The sequence below is a fragment of the Streptomyces sp. NPDC058371 genome (assembly GCF_042723265.1).
Lineage (GTDB): Bacteria > Actinomycetota > Actinomycetes > Streptomycetales > Streptomycetaceae > Streptomyces.
In genome coordinates this window covers 1-15,609 of record NZ_JBHXJC010000013.1, presented here as the reverse complement: position 1 = coordinate 15,609, position 15,609 = coordinate 1, and the positions used below count along the sequence as shown (strand labels likewise).

The window sequence follows — 15,609 nt, the reverse complement described above, 5'->3', positions numbered from 1 at the left end:
TCAGCCCGTCGTCTCGCCGCCCTTACGGGTGGGCGAGGCGGCGGGCTTTCGCACATCCGCGGGCGCCGGCACCGCCCGGGGCGACGGCACCGCACCGAGCGGCCGGGTTCCCGTCCGCCGCAGCGCCCGGGCCACCGCCGCCTCCGATCCGAGCCGGGCTCCCTCCCGTACGCACTCCTCGTACCGCTCGTCGCCGAGTGCCTCGCGGGCCTGCGCCTCGCACAGCTCGTGCGGCACGTTGTAGTGCGCGGAGCCGAACAGGGGCAGACCCACCGAGGGCCACATCCGGGAGGCGGCGCCCTGCAGCAGCGCTGCCTCGGCCGGGTCACCCTCGTCGGTCGTGACCAGCGCGAGCAGCTCGATCGCCAGGACCGTACCGAGCAGATCGTGGAAGGTGTGGCCGATGCCGACACACTCGTCCAGCAGGCCCCGGGCCCGCCCGGTGTCGCCTTCGGTCCAGGCCTCGTACGCCAGGACATACAGCGCGTACGCCAGGGCCCAGCGCTCCCCGTGGTCCTCGCACACCCGGCGGACGTCCTCGCACAGCGTGACCGCGCCCGGCAGATCGCCCTGGAACGCCCTCGTCATCGCCAGCTCGATCTGGGCCATCAGCACGTTGCTGTTGAGCTCGCCGATCTCGTGGTAGCGGTCGAGCGCCGAGCGCAGCAAGGTTTCCGCACGGCCCATGTCGTCGGTGACCAGCGCCAGACAGCCGGCGCGATGCTCCGCGTACGCCACCGCGATGGCGTTGCCGGTGTGCTCCGCCTCTTCGCGGCACTCCTGGAGCGCGGCGAGCGCGGGCACGGTGTCGCCCTGGAGGATCGCCACATAGCCGAGCACCCACAGCGCCTTCAGCCGTGACTGCTCGTGCGGTCCGTCCTCCGCGTCCAGTTCGACACTGCGCTCCAGCCAGTGCCGGCCCTCCGCGAGCCGGCCGCAGCCGACCCAGTAGAACCAGAGGCTGCCGGCCAGATACTGACCCAGATGTGCCTCGCCCGGCTCGGTCAGACAGTGCTCCAGGGCGCAGCGCAGATTGGGCAGCTCCGTCTCCACGCGCGCGGCGACCTCGTCCTGCCGCGGCGAGAACCAGTCGAGCTCGCACCAGGTGGCCAGCCCCACGTACCAGTCGCGGTGGCGCCGGCGCCGCTGCTGCGCGTCGCCCGCCGCCTCCAGCCAGTCGGCGCCGTACGCCCGGACCGTGTCCAGCATCCGGTAGCGCACACCCGTCGGCGTCTCCTCGCGGGAGACCACGGACTGCGCGAGCAGCTCACCCAGCACATCGAGGACGTCGTCGGCGTGCAGTCCGTCACCGCTGCACACGTACTCCACGGCCTCCAGGTCGAACTGCCCGGCGAACACCGAGAGCCGCGCCCACAGCAGGCGTTCCTCGGCCGAGCACAGCTCATGGCTCCAGCCGATCGCCGTGCGCAGCGTCTGATGGCGGGGGAGCGCGTCACGACCGCCGCCCGTCAGCAGCCGGAAGCGGTCCTCGAGGCGGGCGAGCAGCCCCGCGGGCGACAGCGCGCTGAGCCGTCCGGCCGCCAGCTCGACGGCGAGCGGGATCCCGTCGAGGCGGCGGCACACCTCCAGGACGTCGGCGCTGTTGCCGTCGTCCAGGGCGAACCCGGGCACCCGGGCCGCCGCCCGGTCCGCGAACAGCGCCACGGCCTCCGGCTCGGCCAGCGGGGCCAGCGGGAGCAGCCGCTCGCCCTCGACCTCCAGCGGCCGGCGCCCCGCCGCCAGCACCCGTAGCCCCGGCACACTTCGCAGCAGCTCACCCACGAGCGAGGCGCAGCCGTCCACGAGATGCTCGAACCCGTCCAGGACCAGCAGGAGTTGACGCTCGGCGAGATGATCGAGGAGTACCTCCCGCGGCAGCCGCGAGGTCTGGTCCGTCAGCCCGAGCGCCTCCACGACCGCGTACTCCAGCAGCTCCGCGTCACGCACCGGGGCCAGCTCCACGCGCCACGCCCCGTCACGCGCGTCGGTCCGCGCCGCGGCGTGCGACACGAGGCGCGACTTCCCGACGCCGCCCATGCCCGTCACGGTCACCAGCCGGGACGTCTCCAGGGCCTCGGCGAGGTGCGCGAGTTCGGCCGAACGACCCACGAACGCGTTGAGTTCCAGAGGCAGATTGCCGAGCGGCGAACGGGCGGATTGCTGGGGGCGGTGAGGTCGCTGCATGGAATACGGAGCGTACTGACCCGTATGCGTTCCGTACAATCGGTTCGCGCAACTCCGGTACGGCGGGGCGGTAATCCGGTACGGAGCCGCGGCCCCGGCGCGATAGGCTCGGGGGACGACTTTTCGATGTTGAGGCACGCAATCAGGGAGCGGGTGCGCACAGTGTCCGGTGGAGAGGTGGCCGGGATCCTGGTGGCCGTCTTCTGGGCGATCCTGGTCTCCTTTCTCGCCGTCGCGCTGGCGAGGCTGGCCCAGACGCTCAAGGCGACCACCAAGCTCGTGGCGGACGTGACCGACCAGGCCGTCCCGCTGCTGGCGGACGCCTCCTCGGCCGTGCGCTCCGCACAGACGCAGATCGACCGGGTCGACGCCATCGCGTCGGACGTCCAGGAGGTCACGTCGAACGCGTCGGCGCTCTCCACGACAGTCGCCTCCACCTTCGGCGGCCCCCTGGTCAAGGTCGCGGCGTTCGGCTACGGCGTGCGCCAGGCCCTCGTGGGCCGCCGTGAGAACGTGCCCGCGAAGACGCCCCGGCGTACCGTGATCGTGGGCCGCACCGTCCCGTCGGCGCGACGGGGAAAGCGGAAGAAGGACTGACGCAGCGATGTTCCGCCGTACGTTCTGGTTCACCGCGGGCGCAGCCGCCGGTGTGTGGGCCACCACCAAGGTCAACCGCAAGCTCAAGCAGCTGACGCCCGAGAGCCTCGCCGCGCAGGCCGCGAACAAGGCGATCGAGGCCGGCCACCGGCTCAAGGACTTCGCGCTCGACGTCCGCGACGGCATGGCCCAGCGGGAGGCCGAACTCGACGAGGCCCTCGGGCTGAACGCGAACGCCGAACTCCCCGCGCCCCGGCGCGTCGCCGCCATCGAGAACAGCGGCGACCCCAAGCACAGCAAGAACCCGAAGTACGTCGAGAGGTCGACGTACTCGTACAACCGGAATGAGGACCACTGATGGAGTCGGCTGAAATTCGCCGCCGCTGGTTGAGCTTCTACGAGGAGCGCGGTCACACCGTCGTCCCCTCGGCGTCGCTCATCGCGGACGACCCGACTCTGCTGCTGGTCCCCGCGGGCATGGTCCCCTTCAAGCCGTACTTCCTCGGTGAGGTCAAGCCGCCGTGGCCGCGCGCCACCAGCGTGCAGAAGTGCGTGCGCACGCCCGACATCGAAGAGGTCGGCAAGACCACCCGGCACGGCACGTTCTTCCAGATGTGCGGCAACTTCTCCTTCGGCGACTACTTCAAGGAAGGCGCCATCACCTACGCCTGGGAGCTGCTCACCTCGCCCCAGGACAAGGGTGGTTACGGGCTCGACCCGGAGCGCCTGTGGATCACGGTCTACCTCGACGACGACGAGGCCGAGACCATCTGGCGCGACAAGATCGGTGTCCCGGCCGAGCGCATCCAGCGCCTCGGCAAGAAGGACAACTACTGGTCCATGGGCGTCCCCGGTCCCTGCGGCCCCTGTTCCGAGATCAACTACGACCGTGGCCCCGAGTTCGGCGTCGAGGGCGGCCCGGCCGTCAACGACGAGCGGTACGTGGAGATCTGGAACCTGGTCTTCATGCAGTACGAGCGCGGCGAGGGCACCTCGAAGGAGGACTTCGAGATCCTCGGCGACCTGCCCAGCAAGAACATCGACACCGGCCTGGGCCTTGAGCGACTCGCCATGATCCTGCAGGACGTGCAGAACCTGTACGAGATCGACACCTCCATGGCCGTGATCAGGAAGGCCACCGAGCTGACGGGCGTCGAGTACGGCGCCGGCCACGACTCCGACGTCTCGCTGCGCGTGGTCACCGACCACATGCGGACGTCCGTGATGCTGATCGGCGACGGCGTCAGCCCCGGCAACGAGGGCCGCGGGTACGTCCTGCGCCGCATCATGCGCCGCGCCATCCGCAACATGCGCCTGCTCGGCGCCACCGGTCCGGTCGTCAAGGACCTCATCGACGTCGTGATCGAGATGATGGGCCAGCAGTACCCGGAGCTCATCTCCGACCGGCAGCGCATCGAGACCGTCGCCCTCGCCGAGGAGGCCGCCTTCCTCAAGACGCTGAAGGCCGGCACCAACATCCTCGATACGGCGATCAGCGATACCAAGGAGTCCGGCGGCAAGGTGCTCGCCGGCGACAAGGCCTTCCTGCTCCACGACACCTGGGGCTTCCCGATCGACCTCACCCTCGAAATGGCCGCCGAACAGGGCCTTTCGGTGGACGAGGACGGTTTCCGCCGTCTGATGAAGCAGCAGCGGGACCAGGCCAAGGCCGACGCCCAGGCCAAGAAGACCGGCCACGCCAACCTCGGCGCCTACCGCGAGATCGCCGACGCCGCCGGTGAGACCGACTTCGTCGGCTACGACCGGACCGAGGACGAGTCGACGATCGTCGGCATCCTGGTGGACGGTGCCTCGTCGCCCGCCGCCACCGAGGGCGACGAGGTCGAGATCGTCCTCGACCGCACCCCGTTCTACGCCGAGGGCGGCGGTCAGATCGGTGACACGGGCCGCATCAGGTTGGAGAGCGGCGCGATCATCGACGTCCGCGACTGCCAGAAGCCGGTCCCCGGGGTGTACGTCCACAAGGGCGTCGTCCAGGTCGGCGAGGTCACCGTCGGTGCCAAGGCCCAGGCCATCATCGACGTCCGCCGTCGCAAGGCCATCGCCCGTGCCCACTCGGCCACGCACCTGACGCACCAGGCCCTCCGTGACGCTCTCGGTCCGACGGCCGCCCAGGCCGGTTCCGAGAACCAGCCGGGCCGCTTCCGCTTCGACTTCGGTTCGCCGTCGGCCGTGCCCACGGCCGTGATGACCGACGTCGAGCAGCAGATCAACGAGGTGCTCGCCCGCGACCTGGACGTGCACGCCGAGATCCTGAGTCTCGACGAGGCCAAGAAGCAGGGCGCCATCGCCGAGTTCGGCGAGAAGTACGGCGAGCGCGTGCGCGTCGTCACCATCGGCGACTTCTCCAAGGAGCTGTGCGGCGGCACGCACGTCCACAACACCGCCCAGCTGGGCCTGGTGAAGCTCCTCGGCGAGTCGTCGATCGGCTCCGGCGTCCGCCGCATCGAGGCTCTGGTGGGCGTCGACGCCTACAACTTCCTCGCCCGTGAGCACACGGTCGTCGCCCAGCTCCAGGAGCTGGTCAAGGGCCGCCCGGAGGAGCTCCCGGAGAAGGTCTCGGCCATGCTCGGCAAGCTGAAGGACGCCGAGAAGGAGATCGAGAAGTTCCGCGCGGAGAAGGTCCTGCAGGCCGCCGCCGGTCTCGTCGACTCCGCCAAGGACGTCCGCGGTGTCGCTCTCGTCACCGGCCAGGTCCCGGACGGTACGACCGCCGACGACCTGCGCAAGCTGGTCCTCGACGTGCGCGGCCGCATCCAGGGCGGACGGGCGGCCGTCGTCGCCCTGTTCACCACGGCCAACGGCAAGCCGCTCACGGTCATCGCCACCAACGAGGCGGCCCGCGAGCGCGGTCTCAAGGCCGGCGAGCTGGTCCGCGCCGCCGCCAAGACCCTCGGCGGCGGCGGTGGCGGCAAGCCGGACGTCGCCCAGGGCGGTGGCCAGAACCCGGCTGCCATCGGCGAGGCCATCGACGCCGTCGAGCGTCTCGTCACCGAGACGGCGAAGTAAGAGAAGCAAGAGACGTAGGAGCGGTCGGGAATCATGCGCAAGGAAAACCGCTGATGCGCCGAGGCCGTCGTCTCGCGATCGATGTCGGGGACGCCCGGATCGGGGTCGCCTCGTGCGACCCCGACGGGATCCTCGCGACGCCGGTCGAGACGGTGCCGGGACGCGATGTCCCGGCCGCCCAACGCCGGCTGAAGCAACTGGTCGAGGAGTACGAGCCGATCGAGGTCGTCGTCGGGCTCCCTCGCTCCCTCAGGGGCGGTGAGGGCCCGGCCGCGGTCAAGGTCCGCGCCTTCGCCGAGCAGCTCGCGAGGGGCATCGCGCCCGTCGCGGTGCGACTTCTCGACGAGAGGATGACCACAGTGACGGCCAGTCAGGGCCTGCGCGCCTCAGGCGTGAAGGCCAAGAAGGGCAGGTCCGTCATCGACCAGGCCGCCGCCGTCGTCATCCTGCAGCAGGCACTGGAGTCCGAACGGGCGTCAGGTGCGGCGCCGGGTGAGGGCGTCGAAGTGGTCATCTGATCGCGATACGGTAACGTTCCGCGCGATGCGGCGGTGTTCGAACAGTCGCCGCACAGCAAAAGAGGCGGACGGGAGCCGCGCCACCAGCGCCAGCCGCCGCCTCGCGGCTCTAGGGGATCGATGACTGAGTATGGCCGGGGCCCAGGCTCCGAACCGTGGCATCCGGAGGACCCGTTGTACGGGGACCACGGATGGGGAGGACAGGCCGACGACGGCCAGTCCCCCTACGGCGGCCAGCCGCAGCACTATCCGCAACAGCCGCAGCCGCAGCCGCAGCCGCAGCAGCAGTCGCAGTACGGAGACTGGGGCGCCGGCCAGCAGGCCGCGCAGGGCCAGGGGCAGCAGCAGTACCAGAACCAGCAGCAGTACCAGGGCCAGGGCCAGAACCAGCAGCAGTACCAGAACCAGCAGCAGTACCAGGGTCAGGGTCAGGGCGAACAGCAGTACCAGGGGCAGCAGCAGTTCCCCGGTCAGGGACAGCAGGGGCAGCAGCAGTACGCCGGACAGGGCCAGCAGCCGTACGACAACGGCGCCTGGAACGGCGGAACGCACCCCCAGGTCCCGTACCCGACCGACCCGGTCGACCCCTACGGTGGCCAGGCCGCCGCGTACGCGGGAGAACAGCCCGACTTCTACGGCACGCCCGACGCTTATCCGCCGCCGGAGCCGCCCACCCGGCGTCGCGCCGAACCCGAGCCCGAGCCCGACTGGGATCCGGGACCCGACCAGGGCGAGCACGCGTTCTTCTCGGGCGGCGATGACGACGACTCCGACGACGACACGCAGGGCCGTGGCGGCCGCGGGGACCGGCGGGGCCGGGGCGGCGGCAAAGGCAAGAAGCGCCGCAGCGGTTGCGCCTGCATGGTGGTCGTCCTGGTCTTCGGCGGCGGCATCGGCGGCGTGGGGTACTTCGGCTACCAGTTCTACCAAAATCGTTTCGGCACGGCGCCGGACTATGCGGGGGACGGCACGAGCGCAACGGTCACCGTCACCATTCAGAAGGGCTCCGGCGGTTATGCCATCGGGCAGGTCCTGAAAGAAGCGGGCGTCGTCAAGAGTGTCGACGCTTTCGTGACCGCGCAGTCCCAGAACCCCAAGGGCAACAACATTCAGGCGGGTACTTACACGCTGAGCAAGCAGATGTCCGGGGAAAGCGCTGTCGCGCTGATGCTCAGCCCCAAGAGCCGCAGCAACCTGATCATCGCCGAAGGTACGCGCAACTCCAAGATCTACGCGGCGATCGACAAACGCCTCGCGGTGAAGTCGGGTACGACCAAGGGCGTCGCCAACAAGGAATGGTCGTCTCTCGGCCTGCCGAGCTGGGCGAATACCAGCAAGGACATCAAGGACCCGCTGGAAGGATTCCTCTATCCGTCCAGCTATCCCGTCTCCAAGGGCATGAAGCCCAAGGATGTCCTCAAGGAAATGGTCGACCTTTCCAAGGAGAAGTACGCCGAACTGGGTCTCCAGTCGAAGGCCAAGGAGCTGAACCTGAAGGACCCGTTGCAGGTCCTCACGGTGGCGAGCCTCGTCCAGGCGGAAGGCAAGTACAAGCACGACTTCGAGAAGGTCGCCCGGGTCGTCTACAACCGTCTGAAGCCGACCAACACCGAGACGTACGGTCTCCTCGACTTCGACTCCACCGTGAACTACCTGCGCGGCGAGTCCAAGCTCGCCACCGGTTCGGTCAGCGCCCTGCGCCAGATCAACGACCCGTACAACACGTACAAGATCAAGGGCCTGCCCCCCGGGCCGATCGGCAACCCCGGTGAGGTGGCGATCAAGGCCGCGCTCAACCCGGCCAAGGGTGACTGGTACTACTTCGTCTCGGTCAGCGACGACAAGACCCTCTTCGCCGAGACCAACGAAGAGCAGAACCGCAACCGTGAGAAGTACCTCGAGGAACAGAAGGGGCAATGAGCGGCACCGACAGCAGACGCAGAGCCGCCGTTCTGGGCTCTCCGATCGCCCACTCCCTCTCCCCGGTGCTGCATCGCGCCGCGTACGAGCACCTGGGGCTCGGCGACTGGTCGTACGACCGGTTCGAGGTCGACGAGGAGGCCCTGCCCGGCTTCGTCGGGAAGCTCGGGCCGGAGTGGGCGGGGCTGTCGCTGACCATGCCGCTCAAGCGGGCGATCATCCCGCTGCTGGACGAGGTGACCGGGACGGCCGCCTCCGTGGAGGCGGTCAACACGGTCGTGTTCACCGAGGACGGCCGACGCGTCGGCGACAACACCGACATCCCCGGCATGGTCGCCGCCCTGCGCGAGCGGGGCATCGAGCAGGTGGACACGGCCGCCGTCCTCGGCGCGGGCGCCACCGCGTCCTCCGCGCTGGCCGCACTCGCGCGGATCTGCACGGGTGAGGTCGTCGCGTACGTCCGCAGCGAGGCCCGCGCCGCCGAGATGCGGCAGTGGGGCGAGCGGCTGGACATCGAGGTGCGCACGGCGGACTGGGCGGACGCCGCACAGGCCCTGCACGCTCCGCTCGTGATCGCCACCACCCCGGCCGGGACGACGGACGCGCTGGCCGCCGCCGTACCCGAGCGGCCCGCCACCCTGTTCGACGTGCTGTACGACCCCTGGCCCACCGACCTCGCCGCCCGCTGGTCGGCGTGCGGCGGCGCCGTCGTCAGCGGACTCGACCTGCTGGTGCACCAGGCCGTGCTCCAGGTCGAGCGGATGACCGGGCGTTCCCCCGCGCCGCTCGACGCCATGCGCAAGGCCGGCGAGCACGCCCTCGCAGGCCACTGACCCGCGCCTGGACCCGGCGAGGTCCGTCCGCCTGATGGACCTGCGGCCGGTTTCCCGGGCCGGACGTGGGAGGATCGGGGGTGGCGGGCCAGGGCCGCGCACCCGGTCGCGCCGTCGCCGTACGCGAGGACACGCGTACGCAGCAGCAGTACCAGGGCGCGAGGATGAGGAGCACCGTTGAGCAGGTTGCGCTGGCTGACGGCGGGGGAGTCCCACGGTCCCGCACTTGTCGCGACGCTGGAGGGACTTCCCGCCGGCGTGCCGATCACCACGGACATGGTGGCGGACCATCTGGCCCGGCGACGCCTCGGCTATGGACGCGGCGCGCGGATGAAGTTCGAGCGCGACGAGGTCACCTTCCTCGGCGGTGTCCGGCACGGCCTCACCCTGGGCTCGCCCATCGCGGTCATGGTCGGCAACACCGAGTGGCCGAAGTGGGATCAGGTCATGGCGGCCGACCCGGTCGCCCCGGAGATCCTCGCCGAGCTGGCCCGCAACGCGCCGCTGACCCGGCCCCGCCCCGGCCACGCCGACCTCGCGGGCATGCAGAAGTACGGCTTCGACGAGGCCCGGCCGATCCTGGAACGTGCCTCCGCGCGGGAGACGGCGGCCCGGGTGGCGCTGGGCGCGGTGGCCCGCTCGTACCTGAAGGAGACGGCCGGTATCGAGGTCGTCTCGCACGTCGTGGAGCTGGCCTCGGCCAAGGCTCCTTACGGCGTCTACCCCAAGCCCTCGGACGTCGAGAAGCTGGACGCCGATCCGGTGCGCTGCCTGGACGCGGAGACGTCGAAGGCGATGGTCGCGGAGATCGACCAGGCCCACAAGGACGGCGACACGCTCGGCGGTGTGGTCGAGGTGCTCGCATACGGCGTGCCGGTGGGACTCGGCTCGCACGTCCACTGGGACCGGCGCCTCGACGCCCGGCTCGCCGCCGCGCTGATGGGCATCCAGGCCATCAAGGGCGTCGAGGTCGGCGACGGCTTCGACCTGGCGCGGGTGCCCGGCTCCCAGGCGCACGACGAGATCGTCCACACCGAGGACGGCATCCGCCGGACCTCCGGGCGTTCCGGTGGCACCGAGGGCGGTCTGACCACCGGTGAACTGCTGCGCGTCCGGGCCGCGATGAAGCCGATCGCGACCGTGCCGCGCGCGCTCGCCACCATCGACGTGGCCACGGGCGAGGCCGCCAAGGCCCACCACCAGCGCTCCGACGTGTGTGCGGTGCCGGCCGCCGGCATCGTCGCCGAGGCCATGGTGGCGCTGGTCCTGGCGGACGCGGTGGCCGAGAAGTTCGGCGGCGACAGCGTCCCGGAGACCCGGCGCAACGTCCAGTCGTTCCTCGAGAACCTGGCGATCCGGTGACCGTCGGCCCCGTGGTCGTCCTGGTCGGCCCGATGGGCGTCGGCAAGTCCACCGTGGGCGCGCTGGTCGCCGAGCGGCTGGGCCACGCCTACCGGGACACGGACGACGACATCGTGGCCGAGCAGGGCCGGACCATCGCCGACATCTTCCTCGACGACGGTGAGGCGGCCTTCCGCGCGATCGAGAAGCAGGCCGTCCGACGGGCGCTCGCCGAGCACGACGGCGTACTGGCCCTGGGCGGCGGCGCCATCCTCGACGACGAGACACGCGCGCTGCTCTCCGGGCACCGCGTCGTCTACCTCTCGATGGATGTCGAGGAAGCGGTCCAGCGCACCGGCCTGAACGCGGCGCGGCCGCTGCTGGCGGTCAATCCGCGCCGGCAGTGGCGCGAGCTGATGGAGGCCCGCCGCCCCCTGTACACGGAAGTGGCGGGCGCAGTGGTCGCCACCGACGGCCGTACCCCCGAAGAGGTCGCTCAAGCGGTCCTCGACGCACTGGAGTTGAAGGAAGCATGAGCGAGGCAGTGACCCGTATCCAGGTCGGCGGCACGGCAGGCTCTGATCCCTACGAGGTCCTGGTCGGCCGTCAACTCCTCGGCGAGCTGGGCGGGTTGATCGGCGACCGGGCCAAGCGTGTCGCGGTCGTGCACCCCGAGGCGCTCGCGGAGACGGGCGAGGCGCTCCGTGCCGACCTCGCCGAGCAGGGCTTCGAGGCCGTCGCCATCCAGGTGCCGAACGCGGAGGAGGCCAAGACCGCCGAGGTCGCCGCCTACTGCTGGAAGGCGCTGGGCCAGTCCGGCTTCACCCGCACCGACGTCATCGTGGGGGTGGGCGGCGGTTCCACCACCGACCTGGCCGGCTTCGTCGCCGCGAGCTGGCTGCGCGGGGTGCGCTGGATCGCGATCCCCACGACCGTACTGGGCATGGTGGACGCGGCGGTCGGCGGCAAGACCGGCATCAACACCGCCGAGGGCAAGAACCTCGTCGGCGCCTTCCATCCGCCGGCCGGCGTGCTCTGCGACCTGGCCGCGCTGGAGTCGCTGCCGGTCCACGACTACGTGTCAGGGCTCGCGGAGATCATCAAGGCCGGTTTCATCGCCGACCCGGTGATCCTGGAGCTCATCGAGGCCGATCCCGCGGCGGCGCGCACCCCGGCGGGCCCGCACACCGCCGAGCTCATCGAGCGCTCCATCAAGGTCAAGGCGGAGGTCGTCTCCGCGGACCTCAAGGAGTCGGGGCTGCGCGAGATCCTCAACTACGGGCACACCCTCGCCCACGCGATCGAGAAGAACGAGCGCTACGAGTGGCGGCACGGCGCCGCCGTCTCCGTCGGCATGCACTTCGCGGCCGAACTGGGCCGGCTGGCGGGCCGTCTCGACGACGCCACCGCCGACCGTCACCGCACGGTCCTGGAGGCCGTGGGTCTCCCGCTGAGCTACCGCTACGACCAGTGGCCCAAGCTCCTGGAGACCATGAAGGTCGACAAGAAGTCCCGCGGCGACCTGCTCCGCTTCATCGTCCTCGACGGGCTGGCCAAGCCGACCGTGCTGGAGGGCCCGGACCCGGCCGTGCTGCTCGCCGCCTACGGCGAAGTGGGCGAGTAGTTCCCCTCGGGCCGGCTTGGCCCGATTTGCCTTCGCCCATGGGCACTTCGGGCCGCCCCCGGCCGTTCACACAACGGCGGCCGGGGACGGTACCGTTCGGTAGGAAGCGGCGCCCGGGCCTCACTGCCGGCGCCCCTCGCCTGCCGCGACGAGGCGTCCCGGGGGGCGAACGACCGAAAGACACGAGACGGAGTGGCACCGGATGCAGCACGCAGTGGGGGCTCCGCTGCCGCCGCCCCATCAGCCGGGGCACGGACCGGCCGCCGGCTGGTCATCTGCCGGCCAACCGCCCGGACACGTGGGCCCCGCCCCCGTGCCGCCGCCCGCACCGGGTTTCACCGGAGCACCGGTCCCGCCCGGGCACGCACCGCAGCACCACGCTCCCGTGCCCCCCACGCCTGACACGACCGGCCATGTGCAGCTGCCCCCGGGCGGCCCCGTCGCCATGCCTTCGCCGCCGCCCGCGGCGGGCGCACCCGACCCCGCGGCCACCACGCTCGCCGTGCTGCTCATCGGCCCGGCCGGCGCGGGCAAGACCAGCGTCGCCAAGTACTGGGCCGACCATCGCCGTGTCCCCACGGCCCACATCAGCCTCGACGACGTACGGGAATGGGTGCGCTCGGGCTTCGCCGACCCGCAGTCCGGGTGGAACGACCACTCGGAGGCGCAGTATCGTCTCGCCCGCCGTACCTGCGGCTTCGCCGCCCGGAACTTCCTGGCCAACGGGATCTCCTGCATCCTCGACGACGCCGTCTTCCCGGACCGCCCGGTCGTCGGTCTCGGCGGCTGGAAGCGGCACGTGGGACCCGGTCTGCTGCCGGTCGTCCTGCTGCCGGGCCTGGAGGTCGTCCTGGAGCGCAACGCCGAGCGGGCCGGCAACCGCCGCCTCACCGATGAGGAGGTCGCCCGCATCCACGGCCGGATGGCCGGTTGGTACGGCTCCGGGCTCCCCATCATCGACAACTCGCAGCTCGACGTGGCGACCACGGCCCAGGTCCTGGACGACGTCCTGGCCCGCTCGATCGCCAGCCCGCCCCAGTGGTGACCAGCGACAACGGCTAGCGCCACCGCCTCACCGGGACCCATTCGAGGTACCGGCCCACACCCGTGGGACACCGGCCCCGCGCGTGCCACCGCCCGGTCGGACCCGCTGAACCAGCGGTATTCGGCCACCGCTCGTAGGCTCGTGACATGTCAGAGGTGTACGCGGCGCGCAGGGAGCGGCTTCGGGAACGCTGTACGGCGGGAGGCAGCGCCGCGGCGCTCGTCACCCGCCCGGCCAACGTGCGGTATCTCGCGGGTACGGCGCCGCGCGGCGCCGTCCTGCTGCTCGGCAGGACCGAGGATCTGCTGCTCTGTTCTTCCACGCCGAGCGGCGACGCCCCCGAGGGGCGGCCCGACGAGCTGCTGCGAGTGCAGGCGCTGCCGGAGACCGGGGGCGACCCGGCCGTTGCGGCGGCCGACCAGGCCGTCGGGCAGGGCGCGGAGTCCCTCGCCGTGGAGGAGCACCATCTGACCGTGACGCGGCATCGCGCCATCGGTTCGGTGGCCCCCCGGCTGCGGCTCGCCGATCTGGGCGGGGCGGTGGAACAGCTCCGGGTCGTGAAGGACGAGGAGGAGATCTCCTTCCTGCGCATCGGAGCCGAGATCGCCGACCAGGCCCTGGGCGAACTGCTCGAATCCATCCTGGTGGGCCGGACGGAACGGCATCTCGCACTGGAGCTGGAGCGGCGCCTCGTCGACCACGGCGCGGACGGCCCGGCCTTCGCCACCTCCGTCGGTACCGGACCGAACTCCGGGCGCCGAGGCCATCGGCCCACCGACCGCCGGGTCGAGGAGGGCGACTTTCTCTCCGTCTGTCTCGGCGCGGTCTACCGCGGCTACCGCTGTGAGATCGGCCGTACGTTCGTCATCGGGACCTCGCCCGCCGACTGGCAGATCGAGCTGTACGACCTCGTCTTCGCCGCTCAGCGCGCCGGACGCGAGTCTCTGGCACCCGGTGTCGCCTACCGTGACGTGGACCGTGCGGCCCGCCAGGTACTGGACTCCGCGGGGTACGCGGAAGGGCTTCCGACGCTGACCGGACACGGTGTGGGGCTCGAAATCGACGAGGACCCGCAGTTGGCCCCCGCGGCCATGGGTAAACTGGACGCTTGCGTGCCGGTCACCGTCGAACCGGGGGTCCACCTCCCGGGCCGGGGCGGTGTCCGGATCGATGACACGCTCGTCGTACGCCCCGAGGCGGACGGCGGACCCGAGCTACTCACCATCACGACCAAGGAGCTGCTCGCGCTCTAGCTTCGAGCTGTGCGCGTGCGCCGGGGTCGTCCACGTCAGTCCAGGAGATTCCGCAACCGTGGCTTCCACGAACGACCTCAAGAACGGCCTGGTGCTCAAGCTCGACGGAGGCCAGCTCTGGTCCGTCGTCGAGTTCCAGCACGTCAAGCCCGGCAAGGGCCCGGCCTTCGTGCGCACCAAGCTGAAGAACGTGCTCTCCGGCAAGGTCGTCGACAAGACGTTCAACGCCGGCGTCAAGGTCGAGACGGCCACGATCGACAAGCGCGACATGCAGTTCTCGTACATGGACGGCGAGTACTTCGTCTTCATGGACATGGACACGTACGACCAGCTGATGGTCGACCGCAAGTCCGTCGGCGATGCCGCCAACTTCCTGATCGAGGGCTTCACGGCCACCGTCGCGCAGCACGAGGGCTCAGTGCTCTTCGTCGAGCTGCCGGCCGCCGTCGAGCTCGTCATCCAGGAGACCGAGCCCGGCGTCCAGGGCGACCGCTCCACCGGTGGCACCAAGCCCGCCACCCTGGAGACCGGCCACCAGATCCAGGTGCCGCTCTTCATCACCACCGGTGAGAAGATCAAGGTCGACACCCGCACGAGCGACTACCTCGGCCGGGTGAACAGCTAACCGTGGCTGCTCGCAACACGGCCCGCAAGCGCGCCTTCCAGATCCTCTTCGAGGGCGATCAGCGCGACACGGACGTTCAGACGGTCCTCGCGGACTGGATCCGGCACTCCCGGACCGACACCCGGCAGCCGCCGGTGAGCGAGTACACGATGCAGCTGGTCGAGGGCTACGCCACCAAGGCGAGGCGGATCGACGACCTCATCGCGCAGTACTCCGTCGGCTGGACGCTCGACAGGATGCCGGTCGTCGACCGCAACATCCTGCGCCTCGGTGCCTACGAGCTGATCTGGGTCGACGAGACCCCGGACGCCGTCGTGCTCGACGAGGCGGTGCAGCTGGCGAAGGAGTTCTCCACGGACGAGTCGCCCGCGTTCGTCAACGGCCTGCTGGGTCGGTTCAAGGACCTGAAGCAGTCGCTCCGCCGGGACGAGGCGTAGCCGCACGACAGGTACGGAAACGCCGGAGGGCCCGCAGCACGTCCGCTGCGGGCCCTCCGGCGTTCCCGTACGTGTGAAGCTCCCCAGGCCCGCAGAAAGCCGCCGGGGGGGGGGGGGAGGGGGGGTTTGGGGCACCCCACGCGAGAGGTTTGTTTTAGGCGAGGGAAAGGAATAGAACTCTCTTTGGCGGCAGCGCCGGCTT

The 15,609-nt window shown here is 70.7% G+C and carries 14 protein-coding genes; 13 read left to right on the top strand and 1 reads right to left on the bottom strand.

Features of this window, described 5'->3' with window-relative positions; genetic code table 11:
• Positions 1–2,184: an ATP-binding protein gene (locus ACFWM2_RS30150; RefSeq protein WP_383286527.1), complete on the bottom strand. Its 2,184-nt coding sequence runs from the start codon at positions 2,182–2,184 to the stop codon at positions 1–3.
• Positions 2,185–2,337: 153 nt separating this feature from the next.
• On the opposite strand from ACFWM2_RS30150, the gene ACFWM2_RS30145 reads away from it, so the two are divergent.
• The 13 genes from ACFWM2_RS30145 to nusB all read left to right on the top strand — a co-directional run bounded on the left by ACFWM2_RS30145 (position 2,338) and on the right by nusB (position 15,407).
• The gene (locus ACFWM2_RS30145; protein WP_383286525.1) at positions 2,338–2,781 is read left to right on the top strand and encodes a DUF948 domain-containing protein; all 444 of its coding nucleotides are present in this window, start codon (positions 2,338–2,340) and stop codon (positions 2,779–2,781) included.
• A 7-nt stretch (positions 2,782–2,788) separates the two neighbouring features.
• Positions 2,789–3,139 carry a DUF6167 family protein gene (locus ACFWM2_RS30140; RefSeq protein ID WP_383286523.1) on the top strand — a complete coding sequence of 117 codons (351 nt, stop codon included), beginning with the start codon at positions 2,789–2,791 and terminating at the stop codon, positions 3,137–3,139.
• Positions 3,139–5,811, top strand: a complete 2,673-nt coding sequence (gene alaS / locus ACFWM2_RS30135; protein ID WP_383286521.1) for an alanine--tRNA ligase — start codon at positions 3,139–3,141, stop codon at positions 5,809–5,811. The genes ACFWM2_RS30140 and alaS overlap by 1 nt, the downstream gene beginning before the upstream one ends.
• Before the next feature lie 53 nt (positions 5,812–5,864).
• On the top strand, positions 5,865–6,329 hold the full coding sequence (gene ruvX, locus ACFWM2_RS30130) for a Holliday junction resolvase RuvX (protein ID WP_383286519.1): 465 nt from the start codon (positions 5,865–5,867) through the stop codon (positions 6,327–6,329).
• A gap of 120 nt (positions 6,330–6,449) precedes the next feature.
• Positions 6,450–8,249 (top strand): endolytic transglycosylase MltG, encoded by a 1,800-nt coding sequence (mltG, locus tag ACFWM2_RS30125; protein ID WP_383286516.1) that lies wholly within the window; start codon positions 6,450–6,452, stop codon positions 8,247–8,249.
• Entirely contained in the window at positions 8,246–9,082 is an 837-nt protein-coding gene (locus tag ACFWM2_RS30120; protein ID WP_383286514.1) for a shikimate dehydrogenase, read from the top strand. Before mltG ends, ACFWM2_RS30120 begins: the two co-directional genes overlap by 4 nt.
• Positions 9,083–9,259: 177 nt before the next feature.
• On the top strand, positions 9,260–10,444 hold the full coding sequence (gene aroC, locus ACFWM2_RS30115; RefSeq protein WP_383286512.1) for a chorismate synthase: 1,185 nt from the start codon (positions 9,260–9,262) through the stop codon (positions 10,442–10,444).
• Positions 10,441–10,959, top strand: coding sequence for a shikimate kinase (locus ACFWM2_RS30110; protein ID WP_383286510.1), 519 nt, complete (start codon positions 10,441–10,443; stop codon positions 10,957–10,959). Before aroC ends, ACFWM2_RS30110 begins: the two co-directional genes overlap by 4 nt.
• The gene (gene aroB / locus ACFWM2_RS30105; protein ID WP_383286508.1) at positions 10,956–12,047 is read left to right on the top strand and encodes a 3-dehydroquinate synthase; all 1,092 of its coding nucleotides are present in this window, start codon (positions 10,956–10,958) and stop codon (positions 12,045–12,047) included. Before ACFWM2_RS30110 ends, aroB begins: the two co-directional genes overlap by 4 nt.
• Before the next feature lie 202 nt (positions 12,048–12,249).
• Entirely contained in the window at positions 12,250–13,092 is an 843-nt protein-coding gene (locus ACFWM2_RS30100) for a Pro-rich N-terminal domain-containing protein (protein WP_383286506.1), read from the top strand.
• 146 nt (positions 13,093–13,238) lie between these two features.
• Entirely contained in the window at positions 13,239–14,345 is a 1,107-nt protein-coding gene (locus ACFWM2_RS30095) for an aminopeptidase P family protein (RefSeq protein WP_383286504.1), read from the top strand.
• Positions 14,346–14,403: 58 nt separating this feature from the next.
• Positions 14,404–14,970 carry an elongation factor P gene (gene efp, locus ACFWM2_RS30090; protein WP_383286502.1) on the top strand — a complete coding sequence of 189 codons (567 nt, stop codon included), beginning with the start codon at positions 14,404–14,406 and terminating at the stop codon, positions 14,968–14,970.
• A 2-nt stretch (positions 14,971–14,972) separates the two neighbouring features.
• Entirely contained in the window at positions 14,973–15,407 is a 435-nt protein-coding gene (gene nusB / locus ACFWM2_RS30085) for a transcription antitermination factor NusB (protein ID WP_383286500.1), read from the top strand.
• Positions 15,408–15,609 lie beyond the last annotated feature (202 nt).

What these genes read in the sequence shown, in the direction of transcription:
- ACFWM2_RS30150 (WP_383286527.1), bottom strand. Translation starts at nt 2,184, where the DNA reads ATGCAGCGACCTCACCGCCCCCAGCAATCCGCCCGTTCGCCGCTCGGC.
- ACFWM2_RS30140 (WP_383286523.1), top strand. Translation starts at nt 2,789, where the DNA reads ATGTTCCGCCGTACGTTCTGGTTCACCGCGGGCGCAGCCGCCGGTGTG.
- alaS (WP_383286521.1), top strand. Translation starts at nt 3,139, where the DNA reads ATGGAGTCGGCTGAAATTCGCCGCCGCTGGTTGAGCTTCTACGAGGAG.
- ruvX (WP_383286519.1), top strand. Translation starts at nt 5,865, where the DNA reads ATGCGCCGAGGCCGTCGTCTCGCGATCGATGTCGGGGACGCCCGGATC.
- mltG (WP_383286516.1), top strand. Translation starts at nt 6,450, where the DNA reads ATGACTGAGTATGGCCGGGGCCCAGGCTCCGAACCGTGGCATCCGGAG.
- ACFWM2_RS30120 (WP_383286514.1), top strand. Translation starts at nt 8,246, where the DNA reads ATGAGCGGCACCGACAGCAGACGCAGAGCCGCCGTTCTGGGCTCTCCG.
- aroB (WP_383286508.1), top strand. Translation starts at nt 10,956, where the DNA reads ATGAGCGAGGCAGTGACCCGTATCCAGGTCGGCGGCACGGCAGGCTCT.
- ACFWM2_RS30100 (WP_383286506.1), top strand. Translation starts at nt 12,250, where the DNA reads ATGCAGCACGCAGTGGGGGCTCCGCTGCCGCCGCCCCATCAGCCGGGG.
- ACFWM2_RS30095 (WP_383286504.1), top strand. Translation starts at nt 13,239, where the DNA reads ATGTCAGAGGTGTACGCGGCGCGCAGGGAGCGGCTTCGGGAACGCTGT.